Annotated in this window: 17 protein-coding genes and 2 tRNA genes; 4 read left to right on the plus strand and 15 right to left on the minus strand. The window is 54.3% G+C overall.

Features of this window, described 5'->3' with window-relative positions; translation table 11 throughout:
• Positions 1–82: 82 nt before the first annotated feature.
• A complete protein-coding gene (locus NF683_RS13380; protein WP_253920227.1) occupies positions 83–1387 on the plus strand; it encodes a M18 family aminopeptidase in 1305 nt (434 codons plus the stop codon).
• Positions 1388–1451: 64 nt separating this feature from the next.
• On the opposite strand, the gene NF683_RS13385 is transcribed toward NF683_RS13380, so the two are convergent.
• The 5 genes from NF683_RS13385 to NF683_RS13405 form a co-directional block, all read right to left on the minus strand.
• Positions 1452–1528, minus strand: a tRNA-Met gene (locus tag NF683_RS13385).
• A 513-nt stretch (positions 1529–2041) separates the two neighbouring features.
• Entirely contained in the window at positions 2042–3139 is a 1098-nt protein-coding gene (locus NF683_RS13390; protein WP_198361484.1) for an OprD family outer membrane porin, read from the minus strand.
• Positions 3140–3200: 61 nt separating this feature from the next.
• The gene (locus NF683_RS13395) at positions 3201–3413 is read right to left on the minus strand and encodes an amidase family protein (RefSeq protein ID WP_342760377.1); all 213 of its coding nucleotides are present in this window, start codon (positions 3411–3413) and stop codon (positions 3201–3203) included.
• A gap of 24 nt (positions 3414–3437) precedes the next feature.
• Positions 3438–3764 (minus strand): hypothetical protein, encoded by a 327-nt coding sequence (locus tag NF683_RS13400; protein ID WP_198361482.1) that lies wholly within the window; start codon positions 3762–3764, stop codon positions 3438–3440.
• Positions 3765–3786: 22 nt separating this feature from the next.
• Positions 3787–4128 (minus strand): hypothetical protein, encoded by a 342-nt coding sequence (locus tag NF683_RS13405; protein WP_198361481.1) that lies wholly within the window; start codon positions 4126–4128, stop codon positions 3787–3789.
• Between the two features lie 322 nt (positions 4129–4450).
• Here NF683_RS13405 and panB point away from each other — a divergent pair, with 322 nt between their 5' ends.
• Positions 4451–5266, plus strand: a complete 816-nt coding sequence (gene panB / locus NF683_RS13410) for a 3-methyl-2-oxobutanoate hydroxymethyltransferase (RefSeq protein WP_089038653.1) — start codon at positions 4451–4453, stop codon at positions 5264–5266.
• A gap of 6 nt (positions 5267–5272) precedes the next feature.
• Here panB and NF683_RS13415 read toward each other — a convergent pair whose 3' ends face one another.
• The 10 genes from NF683_RS13415 to NF683_RS13460 form a co-directional block, all read right to left on the minus strand.
• Complete coding sequence (locus tag NF683_RS13415; RefSeq protein WP_198361480.1) at positions 5273–6673, minus strand: aminotransferase-like domain-containing protein; 1401 nt, start codon at positions 6671–6673, stop codon at positions 5273–5275.
• 326 nt (positions 6674–6999) lie between these two features.
• A complete protein-coding gene (locus tag NF683_RS13420) occupies positions 7000–7251 on the minus strand; it encodes an Arm DNA-binding domain-containing protein (protein ID WP_089038652.1) in 252 nt (83 codons plus the stop codon).
• Positions 7252–7466: 215 nt separating this feature from the next.
• Complete coding sequence (ychF, locus tag NF683_RS13425; protein WP_038482699.1) at positions 7467–8558, minus strand: redox-regulated ATPase YchF; 1092 nt, start codon at positions 8556–8558, stop codon at positions 7467–7469.
• Positions 8559–8667: 109 nt separating this feature from the next.
• A complete protein-coding gene (pth, locus tag NF683_RS13430) occupies positions 8668–9249 on the minus strand; it encodes an aminoacyl-tRNA hydrolase (RefSeq protein ID WP_089038651.1) in 582 nt (193 codons plus the stop codon).
• A gap of 162 nt (positions 9250–9411) precedes the next feature.
• On the minus strand, positions 9412–10053 hold the full coding sequence (locus tag NF683_RS13435; RefSeq protein WP_095602305.1) for a 50S ribosomal protein L25/general stress protein Ctc: 642 nt from the start codon (positions 10051–10053) through the stop codon (positions 9412–9414).
• Between the two features lie 96 nt (positions 10054–10149).
• Positions 10150–11091: a ribose-phosphate pyrophosphokinase gene (locus tag NF683_RS13440; protein WP_171880177.1), complete on the minus strand. Its 942-nt coding sequence runs from the start codon at positions 11089–11091 to the stop codon at positions 10150–10152.
• Positions 11092–11149: 58 nt separating this feature from the next.
• Positions 11150–11224, minus strand: a tRNA-Gln gene (locus tag NF683_RS13445).
• Positions 11225–11255: 31 nt separating this feature from the next.
• Positions 11256–12116 carry a 4-(cytidine 5'-diphospho)-2-C-methyl-D-erythritol kinase gene (ispE, locus tag NF683_RS13450; protein ID WP_253920228.1) on the minus strand — a complete coding sequence of 287 codons (861 nt, stop codon included), beginning with the start codon at positions 12114–12116 and terminating at the stop codon, positions 11256–11258.
• Between the two features lie 17 nt (positions 12117–12133).
• Positions 12134–12787: a lipoprotein insertase outer membrane protein LolB gene (lolB, locus tag NF683_RS13455; protein WP_253920229.1), complete on the minus strand. Its 654-nt coding sequence runs from the start codon at positions 12785–12787 to the stop codon at positions 12134–12136.
• A gap of 102 nt (positions 12788–12889) precedes the next feature.
• The gene (locus tag NF683_RS13460; protein ID WP_253920230.1) at positions 12890–14683 is read right to left on the minus strand and encodes a tetratricopeptide repeat protein; all 1794 of its coding nucleotides are present in this window, start codon (positions 14681–14683) and stop codon (positions 12890–12892) included.
• 265 nt (positions 14684–14948) lie between these two features.
• Here NF683_RS13460 and hemA point away from each other — a divergent pair, with 265 nt between their 5' ends.
• Both hemA and prfA read left to right on the plus strand, forming a co-directional pair.
• Positions 14949–16259, plus strand: coding sequence for a glutamyl-tRNA reductase (hemA, locus tag NF683_RS13465; protein ID WP_089038647.1), 1311 nt, complete (start codon positions 14949–14951; stop codon positions 16257–16259).
• Positions 16256–17344, plus strand: coding sequence for a peptide chain release factor 1 (gene prfA / locus NF683_RS13470; protein WP_089038646.1), 1089 nt, complete (start codon positions 16256–16258; stop codon positions 17342–17344). The genes hemA and prfA overlap by 4 nt, the downstream gene beginning before the upstream one ends.
• Positions 17345–17351 lie beyond the last annotated feature (7 nt).

Here is a 17351-nt window from a genome sequence, read left to right on the forward strand (position 1 = left end):
CTATGAGTTGCGTAGGCCGAGGGAGCATTGTAGCAGGTCATTTACCCTGTGATACTCAATCATTACTGTTATGAGGATTTCTATGTCCGAAGCTTTCAATGCGGATCGTGTAACGCGGCTATGTGATTTTCTGCACCAGTCGCCTACGCCCTGGCATGCGACTCGCTGTATGGCGAAGCGTTTGGAGCAGGCGGGCTTTGTGCGCCTTGAGGAGACGGATAACTGGCAGCTTGAGCCGGGCAAGCGCTATTACGTGACGCGCAATGATTCGTCAGTGATTGCATTTCAACTGCCTGCTGAGAGGTTGGCCAGCCTGCGCATGTTAGGTGCGCATACTGACAGCCCGGGGCTGCGTTTAAAGCCCAATGCTACCCAGTATGCCGCGGGATGGTTGCAGTTAGGGGTTCAAATATATGGTGGTGTGTTGTTAGCCCCGTGGTTTGATCGCGACTTGGGGTTGGCAGGGCGTGTGCATGTACGTCACGCTGATGGTCATTTAGAAAGTGTGCTGCTAAATGTGGACCGGCCGATTGCCATGGTGCCTAGTTTGGCGATTCATTTAGACCGCGATGTTAACGCTGGGCGTATTATTAACCCACAAACGCAAATGTCGCCTGTTGTCATGCAGAGTGATAGCGCGCAGCTTAGCGACTTATTGGCTGATTGGTTGGAAGAGCAGCATGGCCTGCGTGCTGTGGAAGTCGTTGACTTTGAGTTGGGGTTTTATGACGTACAACCGCCATCGCTGGTAGGGTTGCGTCAGGAGTTGGTCGCCAGTGCGCGGCTAGACAACTTATTGTCGTGTTTTGTGGGGCTCGAGGCGATGCTAGCGTGTGATGCTAGTCAAGGGGCCTTGTTGGTAGCCAATGACCATGAAGAGGTGGGTAGTGCCAGTGCCTGCGGTGCTCAGGGGCCTTTCTTGGGTGATGTGCTGAAGCGTTTAAATGCCCAGGTAGGTGGTGCTACTGAAGAGTCGCTGATTCAGCTGATTCAGTCATCGCTTATGATTTCATGCGATAACGCTCACGCTTTACACCCAAATTTCCAAGATAAACACGATGAACGTCATGGCCCTGCTATTAATGGTGGTCCAGTTATTAAGGTAAATGCTAATCAGCGTTATGCCACTAATAGTGTAACGGGGGCGCTGTTTCGGGATGTGTGCCGTGAGGCAGATGTGCCCGTGCAGTCGTTTGTTACTCGTTCAGATATGGGTTGTGGTAGCACTATTGGGCCGATTACGGCTACTGAGGTGGGTGTGCCGACGATTGATGTAGGGCTTCCTCAGTGGGCAATGCATTCAGTACGTGAAACAGCAGGTACCCGAGATGTTGATTATTTGACCCAGGCGTTGACGGTGTTTTTGAATCGTTCTGAGTTGTGCTGAGTACATTACTGATCAATAACGAAAAAAGCCCGCTGACTCAGTCAGCGGGCTTTCAATATTCGTGTGGTGGCTACGCCCTGATTTGAACAGGGGACCCCATCATTATGAGTGATGTGCTCTAACCAGCTGAGCTACGTAGCCATTCAACGGGGGCGAATATTACTCAGTAGCCCGTTGTTCGTCAAGTGTTTCTTTTTTTGTTTATTACGCGGCGACTGGTCAGCAGTTAAATCAGGTAGAAATATATTTTTGTCTACATCTTTAGCGCTGGTCCCTCTGCTCGTAAAATCATTTCGAGTGCTTGGAGGGATATTGTAGAGAGCAAGTGTTTTCAATAACGGAAACGCGTGCAATGCCTTAAGAATCGAACGAGGTTAATTACTATCTCTAGGCGATCAGCCGTCGCGTCGAGCGATTTAATCTGACTAGAAATTTTGATGCTCTCACCACAGCCGTGATCAAAGTGTTTGACATCTAGCTCGACGACTAGCTTTAGGGATTGAGAAAGGCGCCTGGCATCAGAAGCGGCTTTTCTCAAAGATCACAGTCTTGGTTGGATGTCTGAGGACTGAGGCTCAATGAGTGTTTCCCTCCCCGGCTGTCTAAGGCTTCAAACAAAGCGGTGCGCTGATTTTTTCTGCATGCTGTTGCAATTCATAGGCTTGTAGTCAGGCCTGGCACCCCTAAGAACGCCAGATCCAGGTCGTAGCGCAGTTGCCAAGACTTCTCGTTCGGCCCGTTATAGTCCGAGTACAACGAGTTGGCCATGTAATTGCCCGTGGACTCCCAAACATAGTCGAAGTACTCGTCGCCATACACCTGCTGCCAGGCGAGCGTCAGGCTGTGGGCCAGATGTGATGCGGTAAAGGCCAGGCTGAAGGCGTCGTTGTCGATATAGCCCAGGCGTTGCTCGCCTTGGTCCTCGGTATGGTAGTAATTCAGTGCGGTCTTGAGCGCTATCTGACGTTGATCCCCGATCAATTGGGTCAATGCCAGATAGGTCTGCTGCCACATGTCCTCGAAGCGTGAAGCGTAGAGGCTGACGTCCAGGCCGTAAGAGGTCTTGGTCATCCCGCCGAGATAGGAAATACGCGACCCCGAATACGCCCTGTTGCCGAAGGTGGTGGTGAGTTTCTCACTGCCGGTACCGGAGCGTGGAATCGCCCGGTCGAAGCTGCCAGCCTGCAATGACAACCAATCGGCTTCATTAATGAACAGTCCCACGCCCTGAAAGCTCGAGGGCAGGGCGCGATTATCCTTGTAGCGCAGAATAGGGTTGTCGGTGAGCAAGCGCCCGGCCTTTATTTCAGTACTGGAAAAACGCAACCGCAGATCACCGACCCCCAATCGGCTCCAGGTCGGCACCGCATCGCCGTCGCTATCAACCAGCACTCGATCGCCGCCATTGGCGACACGCCCATGTCCTCGCTCCAGATTGACAGCACTGAACAATGAGGCGTCCAGCCCGAAGCCGATCGGCCCCTGGGTATATCCGGAGCTGTAGTTGAGCATCGCGGTTTGCACCCAGGTTTCACGGATGCGGGTCTGCTCCAGGCCATCGGCTTTCTTGATCCTTAGATAGGTAGAGCGTCGGGTGTGCTGGTTGGCATAGTAATGGCGCAAGTTCTGCCTCAAATGGCTGCCGTCGATAAATCCCGGAGCCTCATCTTGCTTGGTCACCGCTTCGCCCGCGATGGCAAGCAAAGGGCTGCCGACGGCTACGCCGGCCATCAGAAGTACACGAAAATCCATTTCGATAAATCTCTAGAGGAAAAAAAGCAGCCGCACGCTCCCGCAGGACAACAAAACGTTTTCAGTGAGACGGCGGTTTGGGCCAGTGTCGAATCGTGCCGCGCCAGTTTTCATAGGCTTTACCGAGCTGAAGCAACCACTGATCAGCGAAGCGTGAGACGATCATCTGCAGGCCGATCGGCATGCCTTGGTCGGTAAAGCCGCAGTTGATCGATAGCGCCAGTTGCTCACCCATGTTCCAGGGCACGGTAAAGACGATGTGCGCGAACGGCAGGCGTGGGTCATTGGTAGGTGAAGCCTATTCTGCCGAAAAGGAGCTGACCTGGTTCGTCGAAGGCAACACCAGATCGACATCATGAAAGATTTCGGCTGCTCGGCGTCGGATTTCGAACGTCTGGTTGAACCCCTCGACTGCCTGCACGGCGGTCAGGCTCTCGGCCGCCGCCGCCCAGTCGCGTATGTAGGGCAAGGCTTGGTCGAGCCGCTCGGGGCTCAGGGCCTGCAACACACCCAGGGCATAGCCACGATGCCCGACTGGGGCATGCTCGGCCACGAACACCCAGGCGCTCGGCACTTCGCCACCCACCGGGGCTCCTTGCAGCACCCGCAATAGCAGCAGGATCAAGGGAGCCCAATAACCGATCTATTCATAGGTCGACATGATCCCGATCAGCAGGCAGGGCAAGGCCATCATCAGAATGCTCAGACTGAACACGCCGCTTGCGTCCCACTCGATCAGCGAAGTGCGCCATCAGGATGCCGCCCAGCGGGCGTGCCAGATAGCCGGTGACGAAAATCCCGAAGCTTTGCAGCAAACGCAGCCACTCAGGCATCTCTGGCGGAAAGAACAACTGGCTGAGAGTCAGGGCGAAGAACACAAAGATGATGAAGTCGTAGATTTCCAGTGCACCACCCAGCGCCGCCAGACCCAGGGTCTTGTGGTCAGACCGGGAAAAGCGACCAGGTTGTGGATAAATATGGGCCGTCATAAGGGGACTCTAAACAGGTACTCATGAAAATTCGCGACTGAAACAGCATTCGAGATCAAACCCTTAAACAGGCCATGTCGTTCGAATAATGCCATCAGGTATCTAGCCGGCAATGGTCCATCCAATTACCGGACGGGACAACCAGACAATGCATCTGGGTTGCTTTTTAGTGCAAATCTGTACATTGAGTTTTCTTGCGTTTAACCAATAATCGGACACTTCCTCACCAGGACCATGAGGCCTGACGTGAACGGGAGAAAGACTGGTTGTAATGACAGACGCCCCATCCCGTGGGGTTTTCAATCATCACAGGAAGACACTTATGAGCACTCATACTCGTACTAAACGATTGACGGTTCCGCAACTGGTCGCGATGAAGGGCCAACAGAAAATCGTATCCCTGACGGCGTACTCCAGCTCTATTGCCAAGCTGATCGACCCTATCGTCGACTTCATCCTGGTCGGTGACTCTACTGCAATGGTCGGTTATGGTCGGGCCTCGACGCTGAGCATGCAGCTCGAAGAAATCATCGGCCATACCCGGGCCGTAGTCGACAGCACACGCCTGTCTTGTGTCATCGCCGACATGCCGTTCGGCAGCTATCAGGAATCTAGCGAGCAGGCCTTTCGCAATTGCGCCCAGGTCCTGGCGCGCACCGGTTGCGATGCCGTCAAGCTGGAAACCAATAAGGCTCTGGCGGGTACCATCGAGTTTTTGGTGGCACGTGGTATTCCGGTCATGGCCCACGTCGGGCTGATGCCGCAGTTCGTCAATGTCATGGGGGGATTCAAGGCCCAGGGCCTGACCACCGAAACCGGCGCGGTAATTGCCGAAGATGCCCGGGCCAACCTCGAAGCTGGAGCTTTCAGTCTGTTGCTCGAGGGTGTGGCCGAAGGTGTCGCTCGGCAAATTACCCTGGATTCGAAAATACCCACCATCGGCATCGGCGCCTCACCGGCTTGCGACGGCCAGGTGTTGGTGACCGAAGACGTGCTGGGTTTGGGCGGTGAGCAGGTACCGCGCTTCGTCAAACAGTACGCCGATGTCGGCGCGGTTATTCGCGACGCTTGTGAGCGTTTTGCTGAAGAAGTGCGCGATGGCCGATTCCCTGAATCGCGGCATTGCTATGGGCTCTAGGCATGTCTAGTACTCTTCGCTGATAGCCTGGGCCAGTTTCTTCAGGGCCTGGGGGATATCCTTGCTCCAGTCGAGAGTGTAGCTCAAGCGCACGTGATGCCGCCAGGCCCCCTGCTGGCTGAAGATTTCCCCGGGGGCGATAACGATGCGCTGGGCCAACAAGCGCTCGAACACCCGTCGCATGTCCACCGAGCGCAGGGCTTCGAGCCAGAAGGTCGCGCCGCCTTGCGGGGCGACAATCCGTAACTGGCCATCACCATGTTCCTCCAGCAGAGCCTCCATCCGTTTCATGCGGTCCAGCAGCATGGCCCGCAGCACCATCAAATGCTGATCGATGCGCTTGGAACTGAAGAGTTTGGCGATTGCTTTCTGACGGATCGGCGACAGACGAAATGCCCGTTCCAGGAACAGACGATGCAACTGAGGCCGGTGTCGGCGACACAGCACATAACCATAAGGCGCTTCCGAGCCAATGATTTTGTCGAAGGTCGAAAACACCAGCAGCTTTTCCGGGTCGGCAAAGTCGCGATAGCGAGCGGGATTGGGGGAAAAATAGAACTCGCCGTAGCTGTCATTTTCGAACAGCCAGACATCCCGCTCCGCCAACCATCGACAGATCTGCTGCTTATCCTGCGCCGGCATCAGGTTGCCTTGGGGAATGTTCACGGTGGACGACAGCACCGCCAGCCGGATGGGCTCACGCCTGAGCAAATCATTGAGTGCGGGCAAGTTGAAACGTCCATCCTCGCCGAGGGGCACTTCGATCACGCGAATCTTTGCTGCTTGCAACTGGCGTAGGATCGCCCATGAACACGGCGATTCCACCAACGCCACAGTGCCACCCAGATTCAGGGCACTGAGGGATAACTCCAGCACACTGTGCAGGTCCGAGCCAATATATACATGCTCGGCCTGCCAGTAGCAGTGCGTGGAACTGGTGTAGCGGTCGGCCAGAGCACCGCGTAACTCGGGCTCCCCGAACGGCTGATAGAGTGGTGCATGGGATCGGGGGTATTGCCGGGCCAGTTCGCGCTCCATCATCAACAATGGGTTTTCCAGCGACAACAGCATCGCTGGCGCGTCGCTACTAAGGGCTAGCATCCCCGGCTGGCGTGCATTGGAGAATACGTTGTCCAGCAGATTGGGCGAGCCCTCGCTCAATAAGGGGGCCGGCCTCGCCTTGGTGAAATAACCGAATTTGGGTTTGGCATAGATCCGCCCCTCGTCCTCGAGAAGGGAATAGGCGTACTTGGTCGTCGACACCGACACGTTCAGGCGCTGGGCCAGTTGCCGCAAGGACGGCAATTTCTGTTCATGTTCCGAATTGGCGGTCTCGATCAACTCGACGAGATAGCGGTACACAGCCTGATAGGCGAAGAAAGCATCTTTGGTTGTATCCAGGCTCACTTGCTGAAAATCCTGTGTGCCCACTTCACGTCAACGCTGGAGACCTGGCGTGACATGCCTGAGGTTTTTCTTTCCTGATGTTCAAGTCCAGCGATGATTCTGGACCTCATGGCCATGACATCAAGCAAAACCAGACGACGTTTGAGAGGAAATGGCATGCTCTTCAATCCCTGTAGTGATTGCCAATACAATCATTCTTGCATAACTCGGCGGCGTGCCCCAGCTTGCCGGACAGGCTGCTGAGGAGTCCCACCCCATCAACATTCCGGATCACAATGGAGGAGGGGGGCGAGCCCAATAAACAAAATCCCCGTATCAGCAAGTGATTACGGGGATTTTGAGTTTACTGAGGTCCGTGTGAATCCACGGTCATCGTTACACTTATCACGAGCATTAGCCAGCGAGGTGTCTGGATAATCGCCTAGGGCGAACCACGAAGCCTTGCCGCTCAATTTGAATCGATATCGCCATGCTCGCACCCCGTTAGGCTTGACCTCAAGGTAGAGGCCCCGGGCATCGTTGATGCGGTACAGCTTGTCTCTGGGTTTTGCAGCCCAGCAGTGAGCGTCGGTGAGCATGGAATGACTCGATTTCTCAGGATCCTTTCATCGTATACACCTAAAATCGCGCTGTCCAAGAATCATATACACCGGTGTAGTCGCTTTTTCTCTGTATGATCATGCAATTTTATGCAAGGTGTATAAACGCGAAAGCCCCCATATATGGGGGCTTTCGGGGTGATTAAAGGACTGTCTCGCAACTCTAAGCAATCACCTGCAATGCCAGCTACAACTTAGACGTTAAAACGGAAATGAATAACATCGCCATCTTTAACGATGTAGTCCTTACCTTCTAAGCGCCATTTGCCAGCATCTTTAGCCCCTTGCTCGCCATTGAGGGCGACAAAGTCTTCGTAAGCAACCACTTCCGCGCGGATAAAACCTTTCTGGAAATCGGTGTGAATCACGCCAGCGGCTTCTGGGGCGCTGGCGCCTTCTTTCACTGTCCAGGCGCGGACTTCTTTAACGCCAGCGGTGAAATATGTTTGTAGGCCAAGCAGGGCATAGCCTGCGCGAATGACGCGATCAAGCCCTGGCTCTTCCATGCCCATTTCTGATAGGAACATGCTGCGTTCTTCGTCATCCAGCTCGGCAATCTCAGCTTCTAGCTGGTTGCATACCGGCACCACTGCAGCGCCTTCTTCTGCTGCAATCTCATTAACGATATCCAGGTAGGGATTGTTCTCGAAGCCATCCTCGTTAACGTTGGCAATGTACATGGTGGGCTTGAGCGTTAAGAAACCGAAGCTCTTAATCTGGCGCTTCTCATCTTCATCAAGACCAAAACTACGCAGCGGCATACCTTCAGCGAGGTGTGGCTGAATGCGGTCGAGAATGGCCTTGGTGGCAGTGGCATCTTTGTCGCCGCCTTTTACTGCACGAACGAGGCGTTGGCTGGCTTTTTCGACGGTATCCAGGTCGGCAAGTGCCAGTTCCAGGTTGATGGTTTCAATATCTGCCCGTGGATCCACTTGGTTGGCAACGTGGATTACGTTGTCGTTATCAAAGCAGCGTACGACATGGGCGATCGCCTGGGTTTCGCGAATATTGGCCAAGAACTTGTTGCCCAAGCCTTCGCCTTTGGATGCCCCGGCGACTAAGCCTGCGATATCGACAAATTCCATTGTTGTCGGCAGCACTTTTTGTGGCTTGACGATCTCCGCAAGCTTATCAAGTCGCGGGTCAGGCATTGGTACGATGCCTACGTTCGGTTCAATGGTGCAGAATGGGAAGTTTTCTGCATCAATACCTGATTTGGTCAGCGCATTAAAAAGCGTGGATTTGCCTACATTAGGTAGGCCGACGATACCGCAGTTAAAGCCCATAAATTACTTCCTGGCCGCTAGGGCAGCGCAACAAGGGAAGCGTCTGCCAATATTGAAAAAAAGGGCGTGCTAGAACGCCTGATTCTAAGGGTGCTTATAAAGTGTGCTGCTATTTTACGCTATGAAGGCGGTTCATGGCTTTAGCCCAGTCGCCAGAGAGTGCAAGTGGTAGCGTAGCTAGGCACTCATCCAAAGCGCTTTCAATGGCTTCCCGTTCGGCTTTGCCGGGTCGGCCTAGCACATAGTTAACGACCTGACGTGCTTCTCCCGGGTGGCCAATGCCAATTCTTACCCGATGAAACTGCTTCTGGTTGCCTAAGGCGCTAATGATGTCTCGCAGGCCGTTATGACCGCCATGACCACCGCCGGTCTTATAGCGTGCCTGTCCTGGGGGAAGGTCTAGCTCATCATGAGCAACCAGTAAATTGTCAGGCGTTAGTTTGAAAAACTGTGCAAGCGCTGCGACGGCAGCACCGCTACGGTTCATAAAAGTAGTGGGATTGAGAAGGTGCAGTTCATGGTCGCCAACACGTGCTTTGGCGTACAGGCCCAAAAATTTCTTTTCCGGGCGAAGCTCTGTGTGCGCACTGCGTGCAATGGCGTCTACCAGCCAAAAGCCCGCATTATGGCGAGTTGCATCGTATTCTGCACCGGGGTTTCCCAGGCCAATAATGGCCGTTACCTGGCTCATTGTCCCACCTCATAAAAATTTCTAGACGAAATTTTCGACGTCATGTCAGGCCGCAAAAAAAAATCAAGCGCCGAAGCGCTTGATTTTATCATTCCTGGGTCATGCAGGCATGACCCAGGTGGCACTGAAAAGCATCAGCTGGCAGCGCCGAGAGCTAGCGCTTTACTCAGCGCTGGACTCTTCTTCGCCTTCACCTTCGCTCTCTTCGTCATCACCGCCGCGTACTTTTACTTTGGTGATGCTTAGAACGGCGTTGTCATGCTCTTCACCGTGAGACAGGTCAACAGACGTAACGCCTGCAGGCAAGGTCAGGTCAGACAGGTGAAGGGTGGTGCCCAGCTCGACGTTGCTGATGTCCACTTCCAAGAAGTCCGGAAGATCTTTCGGCAAGCAGCTAATGGCTACTTCATTGGCCAGGACGTGCAGTTCGCCGCCTTGATCTTTGATGCCGACACACTTCTCTTCGCCAACGACGTGCAGCGGCACGTTCATGGTGATTTCGTGAGTAGCGTCAACACGCAGGAAGTCAGCGTGGGTTAACAGCGGCTTGAAGGGGTGACGCTGTAGGTCACGAACAACCACTTGCTCTTCAGTACCGTCGATGACCAGTTTGATCACCGAAGAGAAGAAGGACTCGTCTTCAATCGCTTTGTAGAAAGCAGTTTTTTCTACAGAGATAGACTGAGCGCCTTTTTCACCGCCATAAACAACGGCCGGTACTTGTTGGTTCGCACGACGCAGGCGGCGGCTCGCACCTTTCCCCAGGTCGTTACGAACGCTGGCTTTCAGGATAAAATCAGACATTTAATTTGCCTCTTGGTTTAAGTAAGGAAACGCCGCCGACCGCGACCAGACGACGACGCTTCCAGGGCCCCAGTAGGGGGCTGCTACGTCAGGCGATTAATGGAACATCGCGCTAACGGATTCTTCGTTGCTGACTCGACGGATGGCTTCCGCGATGAGTCCGGCAACGCTCAGCTGGCGAATTTTTCCGCTGCGACGGGCAGTGTCGGAAAGCGGAATAGTGTCGGTCACGACAACCTCGTCCAGCACCGAGTTGGTGATGTTGTCGACCGCAGGGCCGGACAAAATCGGGTGTGTTGCATAAGCGACAACGCGTGCTGCGCCGTGATCTTTTAGCGCTTCGCCAGCTTTGCAGAGCGTGCCAGCGGTATCAATCATGTCATCGACAACCACACAGGTGCGGCCTTCGATTTCACCGATGATGTGCATTACCTGGGCCTGATTGGCCTGGGGGCGACGCTTATCAATAATGGCAAGATCAGCGTTCAGCTGTTTGGCGATAGCGCGAGCGCGCACAACGCCGCCGACATCGGGAGAAACCACAACGAGGTCGTCGTAGTTCTGGCGCTCGATGTCGTCCAGCAAAATAGGTGAGCCGTAAACGTTGTCAACCGGTACGTCGAAGAAACCTTGAATTTGGTCAGCGTGCAGATCCATCGTCATGACGCGATCAACGCCAGCTTTCACCATCATATCAGCAACAACTTTCGCTGAGATGGGAACGCGGGCTGAACGGACGCGACGATCCTGGCGTGCATAGCCAAAATAGGGAACGACTGCCGTAATACGGGTAGCTGAGGCGCGACGCAGGGCGTCCACCATCAGAATCAGTTCCATCAGGTTATCGTTCGTGGGGGCACAGGTGGATTGCAGGATGAACACATCCTTACCACGCACGTTCTCATTGATCTCGACCGCGATTTCGCCGTCGCTAAATTGACCGACCGTAGCATTACCCATACGGCTGTCTAAGCTCTCGGCAATCTTTTGAGCGAGTTCGGGATTGGCATTCCCGGTGAAAACCATCAATTTTGACACGCGCAGCCACCTTTGCAGTGTTGGGGATCAGGGGAGAAAACGCAGATCATAATTAGGTTGGCTGGGGTACCAGGATTCGAACCTGGGAATGCCGATACCAAAAACCGGTGCCTTACCACTTGGCGATACCCCAGCAATAAACCTAATGCGATGACCGGGCGCTTTCAGCGGCCCAGAGCATCTTGTAGGGGAGAGGTGTTGAGTCCGCGCGCTACCCATGAATGCCAATGTTGACCTGCCATATATGCGACGGCTTGTGCGGCTTGCTGTGAATCGAAAGCCGCAAACAAGCAGGCGCCGGTACCGGTCAACCGACTAGGTGCATGCTGCGTGAGCCAGTCCAATGCTTCCGCAATTGGCGGATAGCGTTTTTTGACGATAGCTTCGCAGTCGTTACGCCACTCCGGCGCTCCCCCCTGCAGTGCGCGCGCCATAGTAATGGGGAGGCTGTCGCGTGTCAATTCCGGGTCTTGGAAGATTGCTGGTGTTGAGACGCTAACGCCTGGATGGATGACCACGAACCAGGGCGTATCTAGCGTGACAGACGTAAGCTTTTCGCCAACGCCTTCCGCCCAGGCGCTGTGACCGTGAACGAATACCGGGACATCGGCACCTAGCGTCAGCCCTAGTTTTGCAAGCGCTTCGCTACTTAGTCCTAGTTGCCACAGGTGATTCAACCCGACCAGGGTGGTAGCTGCATTAGAGCTTCCACCGCCAAGACCGCCTCCCATCGGCAGATTTTTTTCGATGGCGACTGAGACGCCTTGCTGAATGCCGCTTGCCTGTTGCAATAAGTGTGCTGCACGGACAATTAAATTGTCGTTATGGGCAACGCCACTAAGCGTGTTGGAAAGTGTAATGGCGCTGTCAGTGCGTGGCGTGAAGGTAAGGTAATCACACAAATCGATAAACTGAAAAAGCGTTTGCAGCTCGTGATAGCCGTCTTGACGACGGCCTACGATATGCAACATGCGGTTTAGCTTAGCGGGAGCAGGCAGTGTCAACGCCGAGGGTGTTGCAGGCATGTGATCTCTCTACTGATCTAAGAGTCCGAGTTAGTGGATTGCCACTGATTGACCACCAGGGTGATGCGCAGGTCGCCATAGTTCATCACTAGTCGACGAGGTAGCCACATCCCCTCTACTTGCTCCCAGTCACGGTAGTCGATCTCCCAACCATCTTGCTGTAAGTGGTTAGGGAAGCCGAGCTCGTCTGATTCCAACTGGTAGCTGGCGTGCTCGCCCGGCAGGCCGCGCACCCAGTCAGGCATGGCGCGAACCGGCAATGACCAACCAAGTTGCTCTTCCATTAATGCTTCCGGCGTTTCGGCTTCAAAGCGACCATCGCTAGTGGTTAGCGAAAAGCGCCCTTCACGACCTTCTAGCACACTGCGCCCGCCGCCAAAGGGGCCACTGATCAGCATGCGGAAATAGTGGGGATGTTGATTCCAGTCTAGATTGGCGCTGGTATTTTCCTGGGGAGTGCGAAGTCCTGCTTTGCCCACGAGAGTCCAGGTATCGAAGGCTTCAACGTCGGCTTGCTGGCGTTCCCATTGCCCAGCTTGGCGTCCGCCATCATCTACAGGCGTTTGGGTGGCACACCCAGCCAGCGTTAATAGGGCAATACCGGCCAGTAACAAACGAGTTGAACGACTGCAGAGTGATAAACGGCTCGCGGGCAGGGAATTGGTCAACATAAACTGGCTCCATGTCAGTACTGCGTAAACTGTCTTTTATAAGGGCGTGCTTTTATAAGGGCGTGCTTTTATAAGGGCATGCTTTTATAAAGGCATGTCATGTTAGGGCGCGCTTAACGGTGTTAGTTCAGGGTGGCGCTCAAGTAAGTCATCAATTTGCGGGTGATAGCTTGCTCGCTGAAGAATGCGCTCAATAAGCTGGCGTGCTTCTTCACTGCGTCCTAGGGCATGCAGAACTTCGGCTAAATGAGCGGCAATTTCTTGATCAGGCACTTGTGCGTAGGCGCTCTCTAGCCACGCAAGTGCATTGTCAGGCTGGCCGAGCCGGAAATAGACCCAGCCCATGCTGTCGAGTATTGCAGGGTTGCTGGGATCAGCTTCATAGGCACGCTCAATCAAATCGCGTGCTTCTTCAAGGCGCCCCTGGAGGTTCAGGTCGGCAAGCGTGTAGCCTAATGCGTTTAATGCATCTGCATTATTAGGTTCGGTATGTAGTATTTGGCGCAGGTCGCGCTCCATCGCTTCAAGATCGCCCATTTCCCACGCGCGCATTGCCCTTAAATAAAGCAGGCTGGTGTCATCTGGCGTACGAGCCAGCTCTCTATCAAGTAGTGCCATGGCCTCTTCTTGCAGATTAAATTCATCCAGTAGCTGTATTTCTAGCATTACCAGCTCACCGAAGTAGTCGTCATGGCGCATTCGCTCGACACGCAGCATAGCGCGAGCATCTAGCAGGCGATCATTTTCAATCAGCATGCGTGCAGCGGCGGCTCGGGCTGGAAGAAATTCGTTGCCGTCTTGTACTTGCCGATAATAAAGCAGCGCGTTATCGACTTCTCCTTGAGACTGGGCAATGGCCCCCAGTAAGAAGTAGGCCGTGTTAGGTACGCGGTCCTGACCAATCAGAGGTTGCAGTAATCGATACGCTGGCTCGCTATGGCCTTCTTCCAAATAGAGTTGGGCGAGAGCAATGCGTAATTCTTCGTTACCACCATGTGTTTCTAGCAATGTAGTGGTGTGTGCTTCCGCAGCGGTAATGTTGTTCAGGCGAATTTCAGCTTGGGCTAACATTAATATAAAACGGACATCGTCGGGCGCTAAATCTAGCCCCCTTTGCGCGGCGTTCTGAGCACCACGATGATCGCCAATCTCTAATGCTAGGCGCGCCTTAGCAAGCCACAAAGCGGCAGATTCAGGTGACAGCTGCGTTACTTGATCCAGATGCTGTTGCGCTTGACGTGTTTGCCCTAGTGCTGACTCGATCAGTGCGGCGCCAAGTAAAACATCGCTGTGGAATTCATTTTGCTGAGCGCCAGGCTGGGCAAGATAGTCGCGCAATGGCTCGATTAATAGATTCAGTGGCGCCTCTTCGGCCACCGCCGCCTCAGAAAAAGCCGCTATTTCGCCATTGCCTCCTGCTTCAGCGATCGCCAGACGCTGCTCTAAGCTGTCCAGCCAGTCTCCGCGTTGTAATGAGAGGGTGGCCAGCAACCTGTTCGGCATTTCTGCTTGAGGTGCTAATTCGCGCCAGCGTATCGCGGAGGCTTCCATTAAGGCGACATCATTGCCAAAGCGCGCTGCAAAAGTGGCGCGCTCGGCTAACGCGGGGTTGCGATAGCGCCGGGACGCTTCCAGATAGCCTTGGCTGGCATAGCGATAATCGCCCCGTTGGCCAGCAAGTTCTGCTGCCAGCAACGAGCGAAGACCCTCGGCATCCAGCCCGCGAGTAATCGGCGGCGCTGACTGCATGGGATCATAAGCATCATTTTGAACCCCGCTCTCAAAGGAAGACGGGGAAAGCTGGCAGCCGCCCAGTAGTAGCGTTGTGGCCAAGGGCAGTAAGGGTAAACCCGGTAACGATAGGGGGTGACCCAGTAGTGTCGCGCGAAGGGGCATGCGTCTCTCGATCAGGTGGCCGAGTGCTCAGCATAGCGGCTTGGTTGCCTGCGGCAAAGTGGTGTGCGCCAGAACATGCTGTGCTGTGATAGAATATTACACCTTGAAAACGGAGTGGGGTGGTGCAATCCATGGTATCTACTCATAGTATCTACTTATAGTTCATCGTATCTACCTACTCTTTTTAGACTTGCTATAGCAAGCTTCAGACATTCAGATCGACAAGTGACGTGACGACCGATCCACTAGCGAAGACGCATAACGCATGACGCTTCTTGCCCTGGGAATAAATCATCGTACCGCCAGCGTGGCCGTACGTGAGCAGGTTGCATTTACGCCAACGCAGCTGGAAAGCGCGTTGACGGAGCTGCGTAACCTGCCGCAAATCAGCGAAGCGGCTGTGCTTTCGACGTGTAACCGTACCGAGCTTTATTGCGTGACGGATGCCGCCGGTGAGCATGCCGTGCTGGATTGGCTTGGGCGCTTTCATAATTTGCGCATCGAAGACCTTTCCCGCTGTGCCTATCATTATCTTGACAACGATGCTGCGCGTCATCTGATGCGCGTCGCCGTTGGCCTGGACTCTATGGTGCTGGGCGAACCACAAATACTCGGTCAGTTAAAAGATGCTTATCAGCAGGCCCGCCAAGCCAATGGGTTGGGTGGTGAATTGGAGCGGTTATTCCAACACACCTTCGCGGTAGCCAAACAGGTGCGCACGGAAACGGGCATTGGCAAAAATCCAGTGTCGGTGGCGTATGCTGCGGTCAGTATGGCTAGCCGTATTTTTGATGACTTTAGTCGTGCCAGAGCGCTTTTGATCGGGGCGGGAGAAACCATTGAACTGGTAGCGCGTCATCTTCATGAAGCCGGCGTGCGGCATCTAACGGTAGCCAATCGTACCCGGGAACGCGCTGAGCTAGTGTCTGCTCCTCTGGGTGGTTCTGCTATTACACTGCCAGAAATACCGGAAGCGTTAGAGCAGGCTGATATCGTCATATCCTCTACGGCTTCTCCGCTGCCGATCCTAGGGAAGGGGATGGTAGAGCGTGCGCTGAAAAAGCGTCGCCATCGACCGGTGTTTATGGTGGATATCGCGGTGCCGCGTGATATCGAGCCAGAAGTGGGTGAGCTTGCAGATGTCTTCCTTTATACCGTTGATGATTTGCAAGAGGTCATTGAAGAGAATCGCCGTCACCGTCAAGTTGCCGCTGATCAGGCAGAATCGCTTATCGAGCACGGGGTGGGTAGTTGGCAGCATGAGCGTCGAATCCGTAATGGCGGCGAAATTATTCGCGACTATCGACGTCACGGAGAGGCCATTCGAGACCATTCTCGTGAGCAAGCGCTTGAGCGATTAGCAAAGGGTGAAGATCCTGCCAAGGTGATTGAACGTCTAGCTCACCAATTGGCGAATCGGTTAATGCATCAGCCCACGCTTGCCTTGCGCGACGCTGCATCCCAAGAAAATAACGAGTTGCTGAATGCCGCGCCCAATATACTACTGCCTGCTAAGCCTGCCTTTGAGCAACCAGTGGCCGCGGTAAAATGCCAGAAGGATGATACACCCGCATGAAAGAGACTTTGCGCCAACGTCTAGATAGCTTTTCCGACCGTTTTGAAGAGCTGGCAATGCTGCTGTCTGACCCTGAAGTGATTAATAATCAGCAGCGTTTTCGCGACTACTCCCGTGAGTACGCGGAATTAGAAGAGCTGGTCGCCGCCTGGCAGCGCTACGGCGAGGTAGAAAAAAGCATCGAAGAAGCCGTGCAGTTAAGTCGCGACAGCGACCCCGATATGCGCGAGCTGGCGGAACTGGAAATCAGTGAGGGGCGTGAGAAACTCGAAGCCCTGGATAGTGAGCTGAAACGCCTGCTGGTGCCTAAAGACCCCGATGATGGCCGCGGTGTATTCTTGGAAGTGCGCGCTGGTACGGGCGGGGATGAAGCCGCTATTTTTGCGGGTGATCTGTTTCGCATGTACTCACGTTATGCGGAAAAACGTGGCTGGCGCGTTGAAGTTGTTAGTGCCAGTCACGGTGAGCAGGGCGGTTACAAAGAAGTTATTTCTCGCGTGAAAGGCGATGGTGTCTATGCGCGCTTGAAATTTGAGTCTGGCGCGCACCGCGTACAGCGCGTGCCCGCGACGGAATCGCAAGGCCGGATACATACGTCCGCCTGCACGGTGGCGGTCATGCCTGAAGTGGACGACGTGGGCGATATCGATATTAATCCCTCTGATTTGCGCGTTGATACCTATCGCTCCAGTGGCGCGGGCGGTCAGCACGTCAACACCACAGATTCTGCTATCCGTATTACTCACTTGCCTACAGGCGTCGTGGTGGAGTGCCAGGAAGAGCGCAGTCAGCATAAAAACCGTGCAAAGGCGATGTCGTTGCTGGCAGCCAAACTCAAACGCAATGCGGTTGACTCGCAGCGCCAAGAGCAAGCAGACGCTCGCCGCTCATTGGTAGGCTCAGGGGATCGTAGTGAACGCATTCGTACTTACAATTTCCCCCAGGGCCGGATTACCGACCACCGTATTAACCTGACACTCTACAAACTAACGGAAGTCATTACGGGTGAGCAGCTTGATGATGTCATTGAGCCGCTCATTCACGAATATCAAGCAGAGCAGCTTTCGGCCCTTCAGGACGCCTAATGAGCTT

It is taken from the genome of Halomonas sp. MS1 (assembly GCF_024182575.1).
In the GTDB taxonomy this organism is placed as follows: Bacteria; Pseudomonadota; Gammaproteobacteria; order Pseudomonadales; family Halomonadaceae; genus Vreelandella.

Excerpts from the sequence above, each read along its gene's own strand:
- NF683_RS13435 (WP_095602305.1), bottom strand. The coding sequence starts at position 10,053 with ATGTCTGATTTTATCCTGAAAGCCAGCGTTCGTAACGACCTGGGGAAA.
- ychF (WP_038482699.1), bottom strand. The coding sequence starts at position 8,558 with ATGGGCTTTAACTGCGGTATCGTCGGCCTACCTAATGTAGGCAAATCC.
- prfA (WP_089038646.1), top strand. The coding sequence starts at position 16,256 with ATGAAAGAGACTTTGCGCCAACGTCTAGATAGCTTTTCCGACCGTTTT.
- NF683_RS13420 (WP_089038652.1), bottom strand. The coding sequence starts at position 7,251 with ATGCTCACCGACGCTCACTGCTGGGCTGCAAAACCCAGAGACAAGCTG.
- panB (WP_089038653.1), top strand. The coding sequence starts at position 4,451 with ATGAGCACTCATACTCGTACTAAACGATTGACGGTTCCGCAACTGGTC.
- ispE (WP_253920228.1), bottom strand. The coding sequence starts at position 12,116 with ATGCCTGCAACACCCTCGGCGTTGACACTGCCTGCTCCCGCTAAGCTA.
- lolB (WP_253920229.1), bottom strand. The coding sequence starts at position 12,787 with ATGTTGACCAATTCCCTGCCCGCGAGCCGTTTATCACTCTGCAGTCGT.
- NF683_RS13380 (WP_253920227.1), top strand. The coding sequence starts at position 83 with ATGTCCGAAGCTTTCAATGCGGATCGTGTAACGCGGCTATGTGATTTT.
- NF683_RS13390 (WP_198361484.1), bottom strand. The coding sequence starts at position 3,139 with ATGGATTTTCGTGTACTTCTGATGGCCGGCGTAGCCGTCGGCAGCCCT.
- pth (WP_089038651.1), bottom strand. The coding sequence starts at position 9,249 with ATGAGCCAGGTAACGGCCATTATTGGCCTGGGAAACCCCGGTGCAGAA.
- NF683_RS13460 (WP_253920230.1), bottom strand. The coding sequence starts at position 14,683 with ATGCCCCTTCGCGCGACACTACTGGGTCACCCCCTATCGTTACCGGGT.
- NF683_RS13405 (WP_198361481.1), bottom strand. The coding sequence starts at position 4,128 with ATGACGGCCCATATTTATCCACAACCTGGTCGCTTTTCCCGGTCTGAC.
- hemA (WP_089038647.1), top strand. The coding sequence starts at position 14,949 with ATGACGCTTCTTGCCCTGGGAATAAATCATCGTACCGCCAGCGTGGCC.